The following is a 21,168-nucleotide window of genomic DNA, read 5'->3' as shown; positions in this document are numbered from 1 at the left end:
TTATCTTTTCGCTACAGCCCTTATACTACAGGCATAAAAAAAGCCCCAATCAAAAAGATTGGGGTTTTCGAATCTGGTAGGCGTAACTAGATTCGAACTAGCGACCTCTACCATGTCAAGGTAGCGCTCTAACCAACTGAGCTATACGCCTATTTAGGTTGAGCATTTTAGCAAGTTTTTGAGACTTTGCAAGTGTTTTCTCTCTAAACCAGAAGTTATTTTTAAATAAGCACTATTTCATCGTCAAATTCTTTTTATGGTTCTTAGTTCTGTATCTAAAACCATAGCAATACTCATATTTATGACAATCTGCGCGTATTCTCTTTAAGCTTTTTAAGTACTTGCTGATATTTAGCATGACTTACATCAAGCGTACTCAGTCGCCCATAACGTAGTTGCCGATAGTCCTGTTTAATATCGTTGACATACTGTTGAGTTAGTTTGAGATTGTCGGTGACAAGCCGACTATCAGTCTCTGTAAGGCTATCTACTAGCCGCTCAAGCCACGCTAGTTGTCCTTCATAATCATGGCGAGCGAGTGCCTTGTCCTTTTTACCTAGTCGTTTAGATAACTTGATTAAAGGCAAGTCTGCTGGGTGCCAACGCTTCCGTCGTCGTTGCCATAGTATAAATGTCACTATAGATATCACTGTGATGGCACCAGCAGCTAACCAAACGATTTGTTGCATAACTGAGCTGATGTTGAACCATTTTAATAATGAGCCTGCTTGCTTGTCTTGATCATAGCCGACAATGTCTTTTTGCCAGTAATAACTGGCTTGGTCAGAAAACCGCCTCAACGTTTGTAACATCTGATACTGCTGATAGCTAATCTGCGCCCCTGCTCCATCGCCAAACAACGCTGCTCCTTGAGATTGAGACAGTGCGTCCATTCCTTGCTCGACACGCTCTGGTGCCACAAATGCAGTCGGATCAATACGTACCCATCCTTGTCCCTCAAGCCACACTTCAGTCCATGCATGAGCATCCATCTGACGTACTTCCCACACGTCACCGCTGCGACTTGGTTCGCCGCCTTGATAACCAGCCACAATGCGCGCAGGAATGCCAGCCGCCCGCATCATAAAAGCAAAGCTTGAAGAATAATGCTCACAAAACCCAGCTTTGGTATCAAACAAAAACTCGTCGATGCGGTTATCATTTAGCCGTGGCGGCGATAATGTATAACGAAAATCTGTTTGATTAATCCAGCGCTCAAGTGCTTGCATATAGCGCACAGGATCTGAACCCGATTGCGCAAACAGCTGCTGAGCAAGTGCACGTGCTTGTGGGTTGCCATCTTTAGGTAGTGTCACGTTAATACGACGTGAATCCTCATCAAGTACAGGATCGATACGCATGGGTGCAAAACGCAGGACGTTGTAACGTAGCTGCTGGGTCACCGGACTGTCTTTTAATAAAGTAAATTCCGATGTGATACTGACATCTGTACGCTGGGTAAATGGATAATCAAGCCCAAATAGCCAGTTTTGCTGGGTTGGCTCTAAAAGTATCTCATACTTATCGGGTGCAAGCTGCACACTATTAGGAACAGTAGCAATCGCACGCTCAATCCATACAGGAATTTGTCGCGCTGGCTGCCACTGCTGCCGGCTACTACGATTCGGTTGCCATGTCACACCGTCAAAATCGCTAAATACCAAGCCGCGCCAATACAGATCGCTTTGCGGTGGACGTTTATCTGCAAATTCAACTCTAAAAGCCAGTGCAGTGGATTGGCTCAGACTGGCAAAATCGCCAGGTGACATGCTGTCTGAGACACCAGTAGTTGCTTGTTGTCCTGATAATTGCACTGACCATAGTGGCGGCAGACGCGGAAAGAACAAAAACAGCACCACTAATAACGGTAATGCCCCTACCCCTAATATACCAAGTGTACGCAGGCGTCCATCACCGCGTATATTGCCGTCATCATTGAGCGCAATAAATGCTAGCAAGATGACAATCGTACCTATGATGACCTCTAAAGTAGTGACCAATCCTTGATCCATTAAAAATAGTGCAGCGAGCACAAACAGTGATAAATTCAACACTACATAAGCATCACGGCGTTTATACAATTCCCAAAGCTTACTAATCAAGCACAGCACTAAAAAAGCCACACCCATATCCAGACCAAAGCTTGTGTTATAGGTCAACCACAAGCCTACCAATCCTAATAAAAACCCAAGCATTTGTATGCTTTGATACATGCGTTTGAGATGGCGAAGCTGCTTAAACCTCTGTCTAAACTTGGCTTTAATGTGAGGCAATTGGGCAATGATAGTGATTAAAGCAAAGAGCATTAACCATAACGGCAGATGAACAGCATGGGGAAATATAACGAGAATTTGAGTCAGCAACACCCAATAATAAGCCGGTAGCGCTAGCAGTTTGCTGTACCATTTTCTGTTTGGGTCATGGCTATTGTTAGCAGTATTTCCCAATGCCAGATTCTCAAAACTTGCAGGCGAGGTTACCGCTGCAAAAGCAGATGAGTTAGGCAAAGATAGGCTAGAAGAAGGGTTGCGAGCGTGCTTAGAGTCAATCATGATGACTGTGCCAATCGTAGTAAACACGCCTGCGCAAAAGCCTCACTGTGTCCAATCGTTGACTCTGTATGGCTCTCGTTAGGCAGTTGCATGGTAAAGGGCACTCCAAGACTGCCAAGCGTGATCGCGCCATGAGCCAGTTGCGCAAGCTTTTGTTCATGATAGGCAGCTGGCATATCGGCATAATTGAGGCTCTGCTCATGACCGATAGAATCGGCAAAATGCTTGGTAAGCATCCCCTGCCCACGTGCCACATGCGCCCACGAGACTCTGGCTAGTGATTCACCTTCAATATAACTATCAAGACGTTCAAAATCGTCTTGGCCTTGAATGTGCTGACTATATTGCCCACCTGTCGGCAAGTCGTCTAAACTTGCAGTTACATATTGCGTCTGCCAGTCAAAAGCCAATGGTTTTGGATAGACCCAAGCAGTACGCGCAAAATAGATGTACGACCAGGCACGCATAATACCAAGTGGATAAACCGTACTGACTGTTAATTTAGGAAGCTCAAGCTGACCACGTTTATAGGTCATAATAGGTAAACGAATAATTTGTTCATCTTGTACGCGTGGTAGCAGTACCTGCAGCTTGGGATCGTTGTTGAGCAATTTACGGCTACGCTTGCTGTTGCGCTTATATTCATGCTCGCTATTTTCTTGATTGTCCAATTGATGTTGCTCAAACCTAAACATCAATTGTCGTCTTGGTTGGCGACTCTCACTACGCACTTGCAGGGTCACCCAGACTGGCGCCCCTACTTCTGCCATAGTGACTTCTAACAATTGAACATGCAGGCCAGATATGTGCAAAAAGGTCACATGAAAGCTAATCAGCCATATACTAATAAGGTAAAAACAAAGCCCCAAAACCAAGTTATTACCGTAATTGATACCAGCAATAAAGGTAATTATCAATAGTATGGCAAAAAGTAGCCCTTCACGTCGGAAAAAAATATAGACGTTGCGCAAATTAAGAGTAGCACTGTCACTTTTAGGAGCACGTTTGGCAAACCAGCGCGCCAAGGCTTGCGTTATTGGCTGAGTCAAAGTACGTGGTAATAAGGTACGTGGTAATAAAGTCATAACTGTCTTATCATTATGGTTACACTATAGCGTGCGCTCAAACCTTAGTTTAAACAATTACTGGTACCTCATGCATAATTCGCTGAGCAATAGTCTGTGAGCCTTGCCCGCCAACGATGTGCGATGGCACAAATCGTTGGCCTAACCTATGATCTGTAACCGCAGCAAAAACAGCTTGAATGTCTTCTGGTGTGACCTCTTGGTGACCTGAGACATAGGCATGAGCCTGAGCGGCACGCTGTAGCGACAATACACCGCGAGGTGACAGTCCATGGTATTCTTGGCTAACTCGAGTCTTTGCAACCAATCGCTGTAGATAATCCAATACGACATCTGCTACATACACCTGTTGAACACTTTGGCGTGCAAGTAATACAGCATCTGTCTCAAGCACCGCATGTAAGCTTGCAAGCAACTCACGACGATCCTGACCTCGTAGTAGTTCTCGCTCGGCAGCTGGTGAAGGATAACCAAGCGACAGACACATCAAAAATCGATCCAACTGAGATTCAGGTAAAGGATATACGCCTGCTTGTTGCATTGGGTTTTGGGTAGCTATGACGAAGAATGGTTGAGGTAAACGGTAAGTCTGCCCATCTTGGGTGACTTGATGCTCCTCCATCGCTTCTAGTAACGCACTTTGGGTCTTTGGACTAGAACGGTTGATTTCATCAGCAAGTAACAACTGAGTAAAGATCGCCCCTTTACGGAACTCAAAACTCTGCGTAGTCTGGTTATAGATACTCATACCTAAAATATCTGCTGGCAGCATATCATTGGTAAACTGCACACGATTGTATGACAAGCCCAGTAACTGTGCCAGCCCTTGAGCCAATGTGGTTTTGCCCATACCAGGTAGATCTTGTAAGAGCAGGTGTCCATCTGCCAGCACGCAGCTCAGTGCCAGCTTGACCACTTGCGGCTTATCAAGCACGATTTGATTTAATTGAACAAGCAATTGTGCCACTTGACGCTGATTGGCTAAATAATCGCCAGTAACATCGTTTGAATCCTTTAAGACAGCGTCTGACTCTAATGGAGATACAGTATCTGTGTGAGATGCGACATCGTAAGCATGGCTTTGGTGCATAATAAACTACCGACTGTATTAGTGCGTACTGAAATATTGACACATTGACTCGTTTGGAGTGGTCAGTAATAGCCAATACACCTATTTTAATAAGATAAAAACGACAAGTAAAAACGCTCTATTAAATATAGTAACTATAAAAAGCAATAAAGTTGAAAACAAACCAAGCTTGAATAATTGCTGTGATTAGAAACTGGCTGCAGGTTGATTTTCTACGCCGTCTTCTATCTCAACTGGCTCATCACTCATTTGTGTATGCTCAGTATCTATGGGTTTTCCATCGCTATCGATAGCAGGAGCAGCCATACGCAAAGTAGATAGGTAAGCGATAATATCAGCGCGTTCACTAGCATCTGGCATCGGGTCTGACAGCATTTTTGACTCCGGCATTGCTTTTTGAGCATCAGCAATATAAGGGTCTAAAGTTTTTGCATCCCATACCCAGCCTGATTTAGTTAGCGCTGCACCGTAGTCATAGTCTTCTAGTTCAGCTGCTGGTGCCCCATATATATTCATCAATTGTGGGCCTTTTTTATTGCTTCCTGGACTTAACTGATGGCATTGGCCGCAAGCTTCTTCATAGATGATAGCACCATTATCAGCGTCTCCTGCGCTATACACTGGCAGGGTAACAGGATCACGATAATCAGGCGGGGTGCGCTCACAAGCAGTAAGCACTGTCAGGATCGTCAACACAAGCCCTGCAATTAATGTACCACTGAATGAAATATTGGCGTTGATCGGCATGTTTATATATTCTTTATATCTATGGATTGAAAAGGTTTGGTCAGCCTAACGAAATAATAGCAGATGTACGATGGTATTTTAGAAATGGTGGTATGCTTACAAGCGTAGATTGATACATTACATGAGTACTTAATTACTGAGTAATAAGCCATCCTCGATTTATTTTAAAATCGATATAGTGCGGCTAGGATACATTCCTTGCAAAGCTATGATAGCAGTAAGGTAAAAAAGTTTATCTCAAAAAAGATCTTTGTTGAACGTACCGCCGTTATCTTAAGCAAATAGTAAATGGCTTAAGATACATAGAGAGCTTTTAGACGACATTCATTGCTTTACTTGGCATTTCTAGATAATACCCTTGCAAATAACGCGCACCGACACTCCAAGATACCGACATCGTAGCAGCCTCCTCAATATAAGGCATCAATACATCAATATTAAGCTCATTAGTGCGTACGATTAAAGATTTGATCGCCTCTAAATTGTCAGGTTTATTAATCTCATTTACATAATCGCGTGCAAGGCGCGTCATATCAGGCGCTACAAATTCAGCAATCTCAATCGATTTTGCAGAAGTACCAAAGTTATGAATACCTATTTTGCAACCTATATCGCTTAAAGCAGCAAACTGAGATTTGGCAATCGTCAGATGATTGGCCACATCTTGCTCATTAAACTGTAGTGTCAATGCCCCAGATACGCCCCCCACCGCTTTTATCAACTGGCCGGCCACACTTGGTAGCTTTTTATCAACTAATGACGCGCTGGTCAATTGTATCAACACGCGCGCTTCAGGATGAGTCTTGCGCACCTCATTTAATTGTTTGCAGGCATTGATTAATATCCAGCGATCTATTTTTTCGCGTAAGTGGTGCGTCTTGGCGACTGTCATAAACTTGTCAGGTGTCAGTACCGTATTTTCAGCATCGGCTAATGGTAGACGCAGGTAAACTTCAAAGAAGTCACTACGATCTTGATTAATATCATAGATTGGCTGAAAAAATAGCTCAAAGCGATTGTGGGTGATCGCGCTGACTAGATATTCAGCTAAAGCGCTATCATCACTGTTTGCATGCTCACTTGGATCATACAAGTGATAAGCGTTGCCCTGATTTGCCGTTTCAACTCTGATATGGTTGATCGCATCAACTGCACGATCAAACAAGACTTGCGGTTCAGCAGCATTGGATTCTATTTTGACGATACCAATACTCACAGTCGTACTGGTTGTGCGTTTATCGACTTCGATAAGCATATCGCTGATATGCTGGCGGATACTCTCAGCAAGATCGACCAGCGCTTTAGAGGACAAATCTTCAATTAACACTGTAAATGCTGTGTCACTAAAGCGGCTAATGTGCCCCTCTGCTACCGTTTGCTCAAGCATACGAGCCACTTGCTGAATGGTCGTATCCACCCCTTGCAAGCCTAAGCTACTACTGATTTTACCGATATTATCTAACTGGATATATAATAAGGCTGCATGCGCTTTGCCTGCTACTACCGATTGGTGCAAGGCTTCAAAACGCTCTTCAAAGCCGCGGCGGTTGTATAGTCCTGTCAAGCTGTCCTGACGCTCTGCTGCTGCCAAACGCTTGGCAATCTCAGCGCTGTTATTATTGTTTTGTTGAATGATAATCTGGGTGACTGGTTCACCATCTAGCGTAGCGACAGCGAGTTGTAGCTTTGCCTCAAAAGTACTACCGTCCATACGCTTACTGTCAAAGTTAAATTCAACTTGCTCACGGTGGCCTTTATCGAACTGACGTAAAAACTCCTTAAAACCTTTGACATTATCTTTACCGGCAATAAAGTCAATAACTGGCAGACCAATAATATCGTCCATCGACTCAAAGTTAAACAACTTTAAATAGGGCTCGTTGGCAAAAATATGAATGCCTTGATCGATATAAGCAACCGCACTCTTAGAGTTTTTGATTAAAATATTGGCACGCTGCTCGGCTTCGGAGAGTACATGACGCAAGCTATTAAGCTGTCGTAGGCTACGCAAATTGGCATGTTGTAGGCAGATTGCCATTACCACTTGTACTTCTTTATCTGCTAGTAAAGCCTTTACCATCACTCCATCTATGACTGAGGGCAAACCATCGTCATTACGACCAGTACTCGCCATCTCATCACTCATCAGACCAATGATGGGGAGATCAAGGTTTTGCTCTTGCACGATACCAACGACATCGGTGAAGCTTAAGTCATAGGCGCGCCCAAATACCAAGACGTCCCACTGTTGACGTAGTGACTTTAGTAGCTCCTCTCTATCATCCAAAAACCCAAGATTAACTTCATCGTAGTAAGCAGATAATAAGCTGACTAAACGCTCGGCATAAAGCTGATCTTCGTCTATAACTAGGAGATTTAGGACAGATTTGGTACGCATAATAGGCCTTTTTATTCTTATAACCGTCGTGACAGTATACTAGATTACGATTGGTCTTGAGCAATGCTTAATTTTGTATAAAAGTATTGATTGTAGCAATCTTATCCAGCTAAATCTGTATCACTTTATACTGACTAAACTCTTCACTATTTAGTAAGCATTGCTGTAAACAGAGTGTTTTTTGTTTGTCATTAATACGCAGCATGACTTTGTCATTGGTTTGGAAATGATGAGAAGGCACTATAATGCTAAACTCTGTCTGTAAGCTCTCATCGCCAGCCACCATAAAAGCTGGCATAAAGCCTTGGCCACGATGGTCTCTAATATCCAAACGTAAAGCGCAAGCTGTCAGTACATGCCCAAGTACCTGCCATTCAACCTCAATAGGTTTATTATCGAGATTGAGCCAGCGTACCATACCCATTGACCATTTACACTTGCTGTCATTATATGAATATTGCAACAATAACAGACTCATAAAACTAAGTGGTGGCGGTGCTGTATTAAGTGTGTCGCTACTGTCCGTCTCGGCGTCTAATATGTCCGCTTTGAGCAAGCTTGATCGTTGTCCTGTCGCCTCATCATCTGTCTTTGACAGTGGCACCACTAAATATTCTGGAGACAATAAATGTAAGACTCTCATCTGTGATGCTATGTCTGTGCTATCAATTACCTCTACTTCAAGGACACCTTGTGTATCGCCCTTCTTGGGCTGTGTATCATAGCGTGGCAGCTGCTCAACTGCCAACTCTCTAGCAGCTATCAAGTCTACTAAGCTCTTTGCACCAGCCACTTTATAATGAATGTTATTAAAACCACCAATGACAGTTGCACGCTGTCTTGTATGATACTTGGTCGGTAATGTCATTGCTCGCTCGACATAACGATGTTTCATGGCCATTAATACTTTATTAACCAGCTGATATTCAATCGCAGCGTTATTACTATCAACCAACGCCTGCTTGCGCTGCTGTAAGTATGTTATCAATGGTCCAAGTTCGATAAATAGACAACGATGGTGCGCTTCATAGGGATTGATAGCGGAGCTGGCAGTGAGATAATCAGGCGGACTGCCGCTTTGTAAGTCTACAAAGATACGCGTCTCAGTCTGCGGCTCGATAGCAGCATGGACATGAGTTGCCCATAACGGTAGTAGACGCTGGATTAATAGCATATTGGAGCGGCGCATGGCACGGACATTCAATAAACTCTGCAAGCAAATCTGTACATATAAGCCGTGAATACTATGTGCCTGCTTGGCAATTACTTGCGTGCTCAAATCAGTATGTGCCACATTTATCTGACAAGCTAGGTCATATAGCTCATTAAACGCAGCCCATAAGTGTGGTGGTGATGGTTGGTAAGATACGTTGTGCTCACTCAATAATTTTTCATAAATGGTGAGTGACTGGTAAATAGCTGCGGCCAAAACAAGCGGTGATGTTTTAGCTAACGTCAAAAAACGCGTCCAACCTCGGCCTGTCGCTGGGCTTTTCTGATTAGTTAAAGTCAGACTCTTGCGTTGTATGATATTGTCGTAGGCCAGTATGGTCGAGTAGTATAGTGATTTGACTTGATCCACATATACTCGCTGCGTCTTGCTAAGCGCTCCTAACTCATAATGATAATGCTTGTGCAAAGAGGTGATCAAGCGCTCGGATGCACAAGCAACAATGGTCAAAAGCTTAAGACGTAGTTTGTCATCTAAGTCTGCTGCGGCAAGCTCAGTCAACACCTGCTCTATTTGCACGGCCTGCTGAGTTTCAGTTTGTGTTGGTAAACTTGCTGCCCATCGACGCAGCTGCTGTTCTTGTCCATCCCCATATTTACGCGAAGAGTGTTTTAGTGGTGCTTTATGTGATAGATGATCCTGAAAATCTGACAACGTTATCATAAGCCCTCTTTAGTAAAACCTCTATTCTCAAATGAACAGTCGCGATATTACTTGTGTGTATGTGCGTTACAGAGCGCTACTAATGTTCAGCAAAACATATTACCACAACTTACTATCCTGCATACCTTGACTGTCTTTATAAATATCAATTGGCACCTTAAATGGTCTGTTTGGCAACTCTTTTACCAATTTTGGCACAAGATACCCAGGAAGCTTAGCCAACAACGACCAATATAAGTCAACAGCGGACTGCTCATCGTTATCAAAATGAGCGGCGCCTAAGACCTTATCGAGTACGTGTAAATAATAAGGCAAAACACCTGCTGCAAACAAACGCTGACTGAGGGCAGTTTGAGTCGCGACACTGTCATTGATACCCTTTAATAATACGGCTTGGTTTAACAGCACAATACCAGCGACCCGTGCACGCTGCAAATATTGAGCCGTGTTCGTATCAATTTCATTGGCATGGTTGCAATGAACAACCATCACGATGTTGCAGCGACTTTGACTAAAGCGATCTAGCAAAGCATCATCTAAGCGCTCAGGAATCACTAACGGCAAGCGTGTATGCAAGCGAATAGTGGTCAGTTGCGGTATCGCCTCCAAGGTATCAAGCCAAGCAAATAGTCGCCGATTAGAAACACTCAATGGGTCGCCACCACTTAAGATAACCTCATTGACCTCAGGGTGCTCTTTAATGTAGGAGGCAATCGCTAAGTGTTCGGTGGAAGTTGGCATATTGGCGTTATAATCAAAGTGCTGACGAAAGCAGTAACGACAATGGATGGCGCACGCACCCGTCACAGTTAATAGTATCCTAGATTGATACTTATGTAGCAGACCTTTAATTGGATTTTGGTCGTTTTCAGCCAAGGGGTCAGTGATATAACCTGTCACAGCGATTTGTTCTTGTCTGTCTGGTAACACTTGCTTTAATAAAGGATCGTGCACATCACCCACCGCCATTTTGGCGACAAAGGCACGCGGGACACGTAAAGGAAAGTGCGCTGGGGCATAAACTTGCGCTTTAATCGTCTCAAGGTTGAGTATCTCTAGTAACTCATCTATCGATGTGATTGCTTCAGATAGTTGTGTTTGCCAGTTTTTTTGTGTGATTAAATGGTTTATCATGACAACCTAATGCGTGTGCCTAAAAACCGACATTATACGCTGTAAATCAGCGTACTATCAAAGCATGCCAAGCAAACATTATGGTTTATACCTATTTACCCTTGCCATTCATAGACTTTGGCCCATATGATAGGTATTCCAGTATAAGTAACACCGTGTCAGGTTTGGCAACGCGTCGATAATCAATCAGTAACCTATCAATATAATTACTACAACCCTTAGGAGTCTCTTGTGGCAAGTTTTTCTACCAATGAATTTAAAGCCGGTTTAAAAGTCATGCTTGATGGCAACCCTTGTGCCATTCTTGAAAATGAGTTTGTCAAACCTGGTAAAGGCCAAGCTTTTAACCGCGTTAGACTGCGCAACCTTCGTAGTGGTAAAGTACTCGAGCAAACCTTTAAATCAGGTGATAGCTTAGAAGCGGCCGACGTGTTGGATACTGAAATGAACTATCTATATAATGATGGTGAGTTTTGGCATTTTATGCACCCTGAAAGCTTTGAGCAGCTACAAGCGGACAAAGCGGCTATTGGCGATGCGCCAAAATGGTTAAAAGACAACAGTAACGAGCTTTGCGTGATTACCTTGTTTAATGGGGTGCCATTGTCAGTCACACCGCCAAACTTCGTTGAATTGCAGATTACCGAAACCGATCCTGGTGTACGCGGTGATACTTCAGGCGGCGGTGGTAAGCCTGCAACTTTAGAGACAGGTGCAGTCGTACGTGTACCCTTATTCGTCCAGCAAGGTGAAATCGTTCGCGTTGATACGCGCACAGGTGACTATCAAACTCGAGTTAGCTGATACCGTCAGACCTATAAAAAAAGCTCGACCATCATAACAATGGTCGAGCTTTTTTATTATTACTATCAGATTTTTACTTGCTATTCGATACTTGATACCGGCAGCTATCTGCTATGATGACTCTTTTAGGTCTCTACTACTGACCTGTTTTTTTGTTGCTTGTTGGTGCATAAGCCAATACTGTACCAACGCGTTGAGCTGTTCTTTTTTAAAAGGTTTGGTGCAATAGTCTTGCATGCCAACTTTCAGATATTTTTCGCGCTCGCCATCCATAGCATTTGCCGTTAGCGCAATGATTGGTGGTAATGTTTTTGGGTCATAAATCTCATGCAGCTTGATCGTTGCTTGTATCCCATCCATGATCGGCATATGGTGATCCATAAGTATCACATCAAAGCGCCGCGGGTGTGCTGAAAACTGATCAATGGCTTTTTGTCCGTCAGTCACGTGAGTGACCTTGTGCCCATTATTACACAATGCTTTTTTGGCAATCATAGCGTTAACATTATCATCTTCAACCAATAATATATGACCAGAATACTCAGAATTGGGACTAATCTCTATGATGTTTGAGCGTTGCCAGTCATCATACTTTTCTTGGCTTATAGACCTTAGAGGTAACAATACCTTAAACGTCGTTCCCTCTCCCACGACACTGTTTGCCCAAACATGTCCGCCCATCAAATTAACCAAAGACTTGCAAACAGACAGACCCAGACCTGTACCACCGTATAAGCGATGGGTAGATTTGTCTGCTTGGTTATAAGCGTCGAAAATAGCATCCAGTGATTCAGGCTTAATACCAACGCCTGTATCTTTGATATCAATACAGACCGTCATATCATGGCAAATGATCTCATCTGTTTTTGCACCTAAGCTTCTACACCCACCCTTTTTACAATGCGGCGCATGAGTGACATTAATACTGACATGCCCACCTTCACGAGTGAACTTAATCGCATTATTAACTAGATTAGCCAAAATCTGTTTTAGCCTTACAGGATCACCTTGCATATAAGGCGATAGTTTTTCACTATAATTGTAGTCCAGTATGAGTCCACGCTGACGAGCTTTGACCGCAAATAAACTGACAACTTCATCACATAATAATGACAAGTCCATAGGTATGTCATCAACAGTCATCTTGCCTGACTCAACTTTAGATAAGTCTAGGATGCCATTAATAATCGCAAGCAAATGCTCTGTTGACAGTTTTATGTTGTCGACATAGACTTTTTGCTCAACGTTCAAATCAGTATCGTCAAGCATCTCAACCATACCAATAATACCATTCATGGGAGTGCGTATTTCATGGCTCATGTTTGCCAAAAATTCAGACTTCATTTGATTGGCATGTTTGGCGCGATGTTGATTCTTTTGTAACTGCAATGCATCTGCCGCCATTTCAGCGAACTGTAAAAGCAGTCTAGCCTTATCGTCATCAAATGTATTGTTGGGCTTGGTATCGAACAAACAAAGTGATCCTAAATGATACGTCTTGTTCTCCTCTGTTAGAGTAATTGGCGCGCCTGCATAGAAACGTAGATGAGGGTCTTCTGTCACTAATGGATTGTCGACGAAACGCTCATCAAGTGATAGATCTGGTATAGTAAAAACACTATTAGATAATACTGTGTAATTACAAATCGCCACGCCGCGCTTGGTCGTACATAAATCACCGAATCCATGCGGCGATTTTAGATACTGTACGTGTTCATCCATGAAAGTAATAGCCACCATGGGCACACCAAAGAACAATTTAACCAGTTCAGTCAAACGCGAAAATGCAGGCTCATTACAAGTGTTAAGCACGTCGTATTCATGTAGCTTAGCGATACGTAAATGCTCATCTAACGCCAGCGGATAAGTATGAATAGACAAAACCGTCTCCAAGTTAATAAGAAGTAATGGGTCAGACCCCAGCTTGTTTGCTCAGCATTTGTAATGCCTCACTAACCATAATCATTGCCACTACAGAGGTTACCGCGACTGCAGAGCCATAGCCGCCACATTGTAACCCGCCTGTCTGACAGCTTTTGTCTACGCGCGGCGGCTCAGTTGAGTATACGCACCTAATACCGAATTTATCTTTTAGAGCGCTATTGATGCCTTTTTCATGGCGCAGCTTGTTACGTAACCGCGCTAACAATGGATCTTGATAACTGTCCTTTAGATCGCTGACTGTAATCTGAGAAGGGTCTATCTTGCCCCCTGCCCCACCTGCACAAACGAGCTTTAGCTTATTAAAACGGCAATGTAATGCAATAGCCAGTTTGGCACTCATATCATCTACGCAGTCCAATATCACAATCGGCCTTTGCTCAGCTGCGGCAGCTTTTGCCTCACTCCGATTGGGTAATAATGTAGAGACATTCTCAACTGTTAAAAAGTCATCTACCAAGTGCAAAGTGAGCTTTGGGTTAATCTCTTGCAAACGTGCGCCCAGTGCTGCTATCTTACTTTGCCCAAAGGTACTATCAAGCGCAGGTAGCTGCCGATTGACATTGGAAGCCACCAATACATCTAAATCAACTAACGTAATATTGCCTACTGCGGTACGCGCTAATGCTTCAGCAGCCCAAGAGCCTACGCCGCCCACTCCAATCACATAAACATGTGCTGCAGCAAAGACATCGAATGCTGCCATACCATACAATGTCTGCGTCCCCTGAAAGCGTCGCTCATATTGTAAATCTGTATTGACAACCTCACTTACTGTATGAGTCGTTGCATTTAGTGTGCCATGTTCTAAAGTCGATTCAGTATTGGCCGATTTTTGCTCGGTTTTTGTGAGTTGCATTTGTTGATTCATAATGAATGAGAAGCTCTGATGATTGATGACACTATGGTCAATAGTCTTTTGATATTCTTGACGTTTTTAATTGCTCATGTCTTATTTAGGGTAAGGCCAAGAAGTTTGCAAGGCATTGCAACTATTTTGCCACAATTGAGGTGCAAGTACTGCAGGTTCTACAGAAAGCAACTCACTTAGACCTTTCAATACCCAAGGCAAATTAGCAGGTACGTTACGATTGTGTCCGTCTGCGCCGTACCATTCGTTATCTGGACTTTGTCCCGCTGTTGATTGATTGGCTGATTGACTGTCTAGTTGAGTGTCTTTTGCTTTTTGACACATCATAGGCATCATATCAGGACAATCAGTCTCTAGGACTAAACACTCTATGCCATAACTATCAACAGCAGCTTTGATAGCACGGCGTAGCTTTTTGGCGTTATGGTTGGTAATTTGGCCAGTAATACCAAGCTTAAAGCCCAATTTAACAAAAGCTTTGGCCTCTTGCTCACCGCCACTAAAGCTATGGGCAATACCGCCTAATTTATGCGCATCATAGCTATGTGCCTTTAATAACGCCAATGCCTCTGCATGAGCCTTACGAATGTGCAGCATGACAGGAAGCTTATGTAACACAGCAATATCCAGTTGCGCTGTAAAAAAACGCGCTTGCTTAGCAAAAACCTCAGGTCGTTTCATGGCATCCGTATAAGTATCTAACCCTATCTCGCCAATTGCTAACGGGCGCTGCTCTTGGACCATTTGCGCCATGCTAGATAGATGCGCGTCGGTATGCTGTTCGATATAAAAAGGATGTAAGCCAAGTGCAATGTGCGCTACAGGATACACGTCTCTACGATCAGTTTTATCCTTATCCTTAGACAGATGCATCTGCTCGATTGTCTGCTGCGTCTCATAGAGTCTAGAAAAATATCGCTGCAAATAACCCACTAACACCAAGTGCCGAACACCCTGCATATAAGCCTGCTGCGTCTGTGACTGTCTATCACCATCAAAGACTGGCGCATCAAAATGAGTATGAGTATCGATCAGAGGATATATAGCAGGCAGTGGGGTATGATCTAGCGCTAGATGTGAATTTGTATGAAACATAATCCGTCTTTATAGTTGATTCTTAATGGTTGGTAAATATGTGCTGCGTAAGCAGTTAGGTGATTATGATAATAGAGTATTTTAATTTTGAATGTTTAGCAGCTTTGTATCTATATGCTGATACAAAACTGTAATACAGCGTGTGATGTACCGCTTTGGTGAAGTATGTTGCGCCGCTAAACTGTCTATTAGGTGCATTATATTGAGCATAATATGCAAGTATAAAGAGCGTGCAAGTATCAAAATCGTACAAGTATAAAAGTTGTTTCTTAACCCTTTATTAATCCTTGTCACAGTTTTGATATTGCAAGTCTGTATGCTGAGGATTGATGGTTTTTGAATAGTCTTTTTTTGATAATTCTTTGGCATGGGGAGTCTGTTGCCAGCTGCTACGTCTTGGTAGTAGCAATAAAGCCGTCCCGACAATGCCTAATGTCAGCCATTTTTGTTTATTCATCGTTTTTACTCCCGCCACTTTTATGTCTGTCTATCGCAGTTGTAGATAGCCAAACGACAAACTTAACCGCTATATTCTAACGCTTTAACGGATATGTCTTAATGCCTGCACTTGGAGCATCTACCTTAGTAAACCCTTGCGCTGTAGGTTTTGACTTTTGATCGCGCTTGGGTACAAGTGGGTTTAGTGGCATCAATTCATAGTTAGCATCAACCTTACCATCCCAGCCTTCAGTGCCGCTAAGTGGCAGCTGTTTGATCGTCCCATTTTTATCGATGACCAACTGTAGTACGCGCATCTGATTGTATTTGCGCTCAGTGACACTTGCAACTGCACCACCATCACGTAGGATAGTTGGCTGTAAAAATATAATCAAATTGCTCTTTTGAGTGCTATCACTATCAGAGCGGAATAGCCGCCCGATAATAGGCACGTTACCTAAACCTGGGACTTTTTGTTGGTTGCTGGTCGTGTTGTCGCGCATCAAACCCCCAAGCGCGATGGTCTGTTGATCATCCGCTAAAATAGTGGTGTTGATTAAACTTTTATTGGTGATAAGCCCACTGGCATTACCGACACTACCGGGTACGACCGAAGATACTTCTTGCGAGACTTCCAAGCGTACCGTGCCATTGTCACCAATATGTGGAATGACATTAAGATTGATACCAATATCTTGGCGGTCGATGGTTTGAAATGGATTTTCAGACGAGTTACCGCTGGTTGTATAAGAGCCTGTTACAAATGGTACGTTTTGACCAACCAAAATACTGGCCTTTTCATTATCCAAAGTCAAAATAGAAGGCATGGACAATAAGTTAGCACTGGTAGAAGAGTCTAATGCTTGTAAAATAGCGCCGTAGAACTGTGTATTTCCATCACTGTCTGTACTACTATCCCCAATACCAAGTAACGCACCAGCAATAGAGCCTGCCGCAGAGCTAATACCTGACGCGCCTCCAGACAGTACCGCGCCTGCAAGTGATGCCGCGCTTGCGCCAACGTTATTGAAGTTCACCACTCCATAGCCGCTGTTCGCATTGCCAAGCGCCCACTGTACACCGAGTTGGGCGGCATCATCCCCTGAGACCTCAACGATAGCCGCTTGAATAAGCACTTGCGCACGGCGATTATCGAGCTGATTGACGGCCGTCTCAATCTCAAACATAAGCTCGGGAGCTGCATTGACAATAACGGAGTTTTGCGTCTCATCAGCGATAATGCTAAAGGGTCGACCGCCAGTACTGGTGCCTGTCCCGCCTGAGCTGGACGCAGAAGCTGACACCGAGTTATTAGCTCCAGTTGAACTATTGCCATTTAATGTATCATTGCTATTATTGCCCAGCGTACTACCTGTACTGCTAGCACTATCTAGTGAGGCTGACTCTAAGGTCGATGTCGCCCCAGTACTATTAATAGACTGATTGGCAAGTAAGCCGCGTAACATCTCTGCGATATGACCAGCACTTGCATACTTTAAGCGAAAGACTCGTAAGCCACTTAAGCGACGTGACGGCGTGGTATCAAGCTGATTGACCATTTCTTGCACTTTAGCAATCATCTCAGGACTACCTTTGACCAGCAGTCTGTCACTAGAAGTATCAGCGATCACTTTGAGCTGATTGCCGCCTCCTTGTGCCTGTTCACCTGCACTTAAAACCAAAGCACTGATGAGATCCATCATACGCTCAGCGTCTACATGGCGCAGTGGTATGACTTGTAAGCTATCATTGACATTGTTGTCCAAATCACGAATTAGGGTGGTTAACTGATTCAAACTATCAGCGCGATCAGATAATACCAGTGCATTGACACCAGGCACGGCAGCCGCATGAGCAGACTGCGGCATCAGTGGTCGAATAACGCCTAGTACTTCAGCGGCCTGCGTGTTGGTCAAATAAATAACGCGAGTTGCCAAGGCTTCACCCACGCTATCACCACGCAGATCAACTTCGACACCAGACTGCTTTGCGATATTATCAGGAACGAGCTTGATCGTCGTTCCTGAGTCGATCGCTGCAATGCCATTGACCTGCATGACACTCAAAAATAGCTGATAAATCTCATCACGAGACAACGCCTTGTTAGAAATCACAGTGACGTTGCCATTGATACGCGGATCAAGGACAAAGTTTTGATCGGTAATCGTTGCCACTTCGTTAATAAAAGCTTTAATGTCTGCGTCTTGCAAATTTACCTTCCAGCTTTCAGCACTGGCAAACCCAAACGTTGCCGCCCATAACGGCAGTGCTAGACACAATGGCCGACATATATACAGCAAACGCTGCAGTGAATGACGTAGAGGTGTTACTGAAAATTTATAAAAACTTATCATGGTTATCATTACCCATTGTGATATCACTCACTGTAAACTGAAACGTTGCTAATATAGCGCTAACAATATTGTTATATGGTCGAGATAATGGTGGTTAGAGCAAACCGTATTATTTAAATACCATCAAATCCCTTAGAACTGCTGACGAATCGTAATCACTTGCTCTCCACGTTTTACTTCAATCTGAGCTTCGCCTGATTGTTGTACCTGCTTCAACAAACCAGCGTCTTGTGTAGGATCACTACCGATGTTTTGGCCATTTACCTTAAGTACTCGATCGCCCGGCTCTAACCCCAATCGATTACGTATTCCAGCTGGCATTGCAGCGGTGACTTGATAGCCTTCACCAGCTGCCATCACCCCCATGCGACTCAAATAACTGGCTGGGCTGTCTTGTAATGCAGTGACAGCTTCATCAATAGCTGAGCTTGGGCTGGCACCATTGCTATCATCTGTAGAATCACTGTCTGTTGAGTCACTGTCAGAGCCATCATTGAAGCTAGTAGCCGCATTGACAACATTGTCATTCGGTATTGCATTAGGTAATGGCATCGGCTGCAAGTCATCGACCGGTTCATTACTTGGCAAGCGCTGATTGCTTACATTCCCTGCTATCATATCGCTTTGATCAAGTGGCATTGCATCTTCCATGCTAATGACTGTCTCCCTGCCACTAGCATCAGCAATAACGACAGCGTTCCAATCGACAGCAACCAGTATATACCCGCTGTCTTGCAAGCTTTCATTAATACGGTAATTTTTAACTTCGCCCTCTACATCCAATAATGCAGATGACATACTCTCTGGTATCGCCAATAGCACCCCTTTTAAATTTACATTAGGCGGCGGCTTTGTAGCAGCGACAACAGGCTCAGGATCGGCGAATATTGCAAACAAACTGCTGTTATCGATATTGGATGCGGCATTATTCTGCAATGGCTGTACCTGCAATGCAGGCGCAGTAGGTGGCGCTAATATCAACCATAATAGGCGCGCGGCAGTCCAAGCTAGCCAACCAAGTGCCAATAATAGTAGCCATACCGAAAATCGGTTTAAGTTGTCTACCACTGGCTTTAGGCGTGCTGGAATACTTGTCATTTAACGCGCCCCCAAACCTGTCAGCAGTGGTTGGCGAACACTTACTACCGCTGTATCTTTTGGTGCTTGCCCTTGGTATTCAGGCATATTTTCTAACAATCGCTGCGTCAGGCTCACATCTAACATGTTATCACCATCGAGATATAGATCCCCTAAGCGCTTATCTTGATTGTCTAATAGGTTAATATGCAGCAAATTTTTATCGTTTTTCTGTTCTGTATTTAGCTCAGCACGTGTTGCTGGCATCGTAATATAAAACACCTTGCCACCACTTGGATAACCAACTTCGCCGCCTACCCAAGTGAGCTGACCATCTGCTGTTGTAAAGCCAGTCATTTTTGAGCTTGATTGGCGGTGCAATGAGACGGCATTTACTTGAATGGGCGTATTTGGCAGCTGCCAATCAACCACACTAGATAGCGTATCAGAAGCAATCTTGCCGCTCATATCATCAACCTGCCAAGAGTGACGCCCTATGTTGACTTGGCCATCAAGACGGGTTTGTCCCGTAGTAATATTAACATCAGCGCCTATTTTACCCAGTAATAGTTGCCACGGCTGCCAAGACCACTTAGCAGACCCCGTCAGTGGCACAGTCGCTACTGGTAGTTGCCAAATGGCTGAACCTTGCCACAGATTACCTGAAACATGTTGTACATAAGTTGAATCAGGAGCGTACTTCTCAACGACCCAAGATGCTGGCATTTGCAACAACGCAAATAGAGCAAACAAAACAAATCCAACCAGCCACCACAGCTTACGGGGACGCTTATGAGACGAGGCAGATGCTTTGGACACAGTTAGATTACTCTTCTTGGAGGTAAAAATGATATTATGATAACAAACTATTACCTATAGATGACAGCAAAAAAACCAGTATCTTTAAGCAAAGATACTGGTTTTTAGAATCTAATCAGCTGAGTGGTATTATCGCTCTACTATATAACTCGTTTATAAATAGCTCGTACAATTAATGCAATATAATAATCACATTCACTATAAACACATGGTCAGATTAAAGTAGATTTATACAGCAAAATCTTCAAGATCACGACCCGCTGCCAATGCATCCACCAACCATGTAGGCTTACGACCACGGCCAGTCCAAGTTTCTTGATGATTGTCAGTATTACGATATTTAATACTACGTTTCTTTTCTAACTTCTCACCAGCTTTTAAGACTTCTTCAATTGTACTATTACTATCTTCCGCGATTTTTTCAAACTGCATATACGCATCATATAAACGCTGATGCTGTTTTTGGGTAATAAGTTGTTGGGCATTCTCAGTGATAGCACGTAGCTCGTCTACATCTAGATTATCTAAATCAATTGTCTTGTTCTTATTCATAATAACCTCAGTCTTAAAAATAGAGATAAGCTCAATATGGTTTTACAACCTATTAAGCGAAGGATAGGTATTTAGCAATACTGCTTTAACACTATTATTGTCTTTTGAAATTACCCATCAAACCAGAAACAAAATAGATCGATTTGATTTATGTGATAATTTTCGCTGTCTGATTAACTAGCGATAGCAACTGTGCGAGATTAACATAATTTTATTGTTTAATGAATAAATAAATATCAATAATATTGTTCAAGTTTTTTAATAGTTAGGTATGACATTGTCATGAAGACATGAAAAGTCGTATTTTTATACAATAA

Annotated in this window: 16 protein-coding genes and 1 tRNA gene; 1 reads left to right on the top strand and 16 read right to left on the bottom strand. The window is 43.4% G+C overall.

All coding sequences use genetic code 11. The annotated features are described in order from the left end of the window. Positions 1–74: 74 nt before the first annotated feature. The 8 genes from ACTXGH_RS01190 to epmB form a co-directional block, all read right to left on the bottom strand. A tRNA-Val gene (locus tag ACTXGH_RS01190) sits at positions 75–151 on the bottom strand. A gap of 148 nt (positions 152–299) precedes the next feature. Beyond that, positions 300–2,552: a transglutaminase family protein gene (locus ACTXGH_RS01185; RefSeq protein ID WP_439295696.1), complete on the bottom strand. Its 2,253-nt coding sequence runs from the start codon at positions 2,550–2,552 to the stop codon at positions 300–302. After that, entirely contained in the window at positions 2,549–3,637 is a 1,089-nt protein-coding gene (locus tag ACTXGH_RS01180) for a DUF58 domain-containing protein (RefSeq protein WP_439261770.1), read from the bottom strand. Before ACTXGH_RS01180 ends, ACTXGH_RS01185 begins: the two co-directional genes overlap by 4 nt. Positions 3,638–3,686: 49 nt before the next feature. Continuing rightward, positions 3,687–4,727 (bottom strand): AAA family ATPase, encoded by a 1,041-nt coding sequence (locus tag ACTXGH_RS01175; protein WP_439295697.1) that lies wholly within the window; start codon positions 4,725–4,727, stop codon positions 3,687–3,689. 186 nt (positions 4,728–4,913) lie between these two features. Further along, positions 4,914–5,474, bottom strand: a complete 561-nt coding sequence (locus ACTXGH_RS01170) for a c-type cytochrome (RefSeq protein WP_439295698.1) — start codon at positions 5,472–5,474, stop codon at positions 4,914–4,916. A 313-nt stretch (positions 5,475–5,787) separates the two neighbouring features. Continuing rightward, on the bottom strand, positions 5,788–7,872 hold the full coding sequence (locus ACTXGH_RS01165; protein ID WP_439295699.1) for an EAL domain-containing protein: 2,085 nt from the start codon (positions 7,870–7,872) through the stop codon (positions 5,788–5,790). 109 nt (positions 7,873–7,981) lie between these two features. Continuing rightward, positions 7,982–9,766: a hypothetical protein gene (locus ACTXGH_RS01160; RefSeq protein WP_439295700.1), complete on the bottom strand. Its 1,785-nt coding sequence runs from the start codon at positions 9,764–9,766 to the stop codon at positions 7,982–7,984. 99 nt (positions 9,767–9,865) lie between these two features. Further along, on the bottom strand, positions 9,866–10,900 hold the full coding sequence (gene epmB / locus ACTXGH_RS01155; protein WP_439295701.1) for an EF-P beta-lysylation protein EpmB: 1,035 nt from the start codon (positions 10,898–10,900) through the stop codon (positions 9,866–9,868). A gap of 231 nt (positions 10,901–11,131) precedes the next feature. On the opposite strand from epmB, the gene efp reads away from it, so the two are divergent. Then, positions 11,132–11,704 (top strand): elongation factor P, encoded by a 573-nt coding sequence (efp, locus tag ACTXGH_RS01150; RefSeq protein WP_299217444.1) that lies wholly within the window; start codon positions 11,132–11,134, stop codon positions 11,702–11,704. A 111-nt stretch (positions 11,705–11,815) separates the two neighbouring features. On the opposite strand, the gene ACTXGH_RS01145 is transcribed toward efp, so the two are convergent. From ACTXGH_RS01145 to ACTXGH_RS01110, 8 genes are all read right to left on the bottom strand, one after another. Further along, positions 11,816–13,585, bottom strand: a complete 1,770-nt coding sequence (locus tag ACTXGH_RS01145) for a GAF domain-containing hybrid sensor histidine kinase/response regulator (RefSeq protein WP_439295702.1) — start codon at positions 13,583–13,585, stop codon at positions 11,816–11,818. Between the two features lie 31 nt (positions 13,586–13,616). Then, complete coding sequence (locus ACTXGH_RS01140) at positions 13,617–14,351, bottom strand: tRNA threonylcarbamoyladenosine dehydratase (RefSeq protein WP_299217996.1); 735 nt, start codon at positions 14,349–14,351, stop codon at positions 13,617–13,619. Positions 14,352–14,597: 246 nt separating this feature from the next. Next, a complete protein-coding gene (locus ACTXGH_RS01135; RefSeq protein ID WP_439295703.1) occupies positions 14,598–15,611 on the bottom strand; it encodes a TatD family hydrolase in 1,014 nt (337 codons plus the stop codon). A 280-nt stretch (positions 15,612–15,891) separates the two neighbouring features. Continuing rightward, positions 15,892–16,068, bottom strand: coding sequence for a hypothetical protein (locus tag ACTXGH_RS01130; protein ID WP_439295704.1), 177 nt, complete (start codon positions 16,066–16,068; stop codon positions 15,892–15,894). 76 nt (positions 16,069–16,144) lie between these two features. Further along, positions 16,145–18,403, bottom strand: coding sequence for a type II secretion system secretin GspD (gspD, locus tag ACTXGH_RS01125; protein ID WP_439261787.1), 2,259 nt, complete (start codon positions 18,401–18,403; stop codon positions 16,145–16,147). Between the two features lie 132 nt (positions 18,404–18,535). Further along, positions 18,536–19,501 carry a type II secretion system protein N gene (locus ACTXGH_RS01120; RefSeq protein ID WP_439295705.1) on the bottom strand — a complete coding sequence of 322 codons (966 nt, stop codon included), beginning with the start codon at positions 19,499–19,501 and terminating at the stop codon, positions 18,536–18,538. Beyond that, complete coding sequence (gene gspN, locus ACTXGH_RS01115) at positions 19,502–20,299, bottom strand: type II secretion system protein N (protein ID WP_439261791.1); 798 nt, start codon at positions 20,297–20,299, stop codon at positions 19,502–19,504. 228 nt (positions 20,300–20,527) lie between these two features. Beyond that, on the bottom strand, positions 20,528–20,851 hold the full coding sequence (locus tag ACTXGH_RS01110; RefSeq protein WP_439295706.1) for an H-NS histone family protein: 324 nt from the start codon (positions 20,849–20,851) through the stop codon (positions 20,528–20,530). Between the last annotated feature and the right edge of the window lie 317 nt (positions 20,852–21,168).

Source organism: Psychrobacter sp. 1Y10 (assembly GCF_052259005.1).
GTDB lineage: Bacteria > Pseudomonadota > Gammaproteobacteria > Pseudomonadales > Moraxellaceae > Psychrobacter > Psychrobacter saeujeotis.
This window is presented reverse-complemented; position numbering and strand designations above follow the sequence as displayed.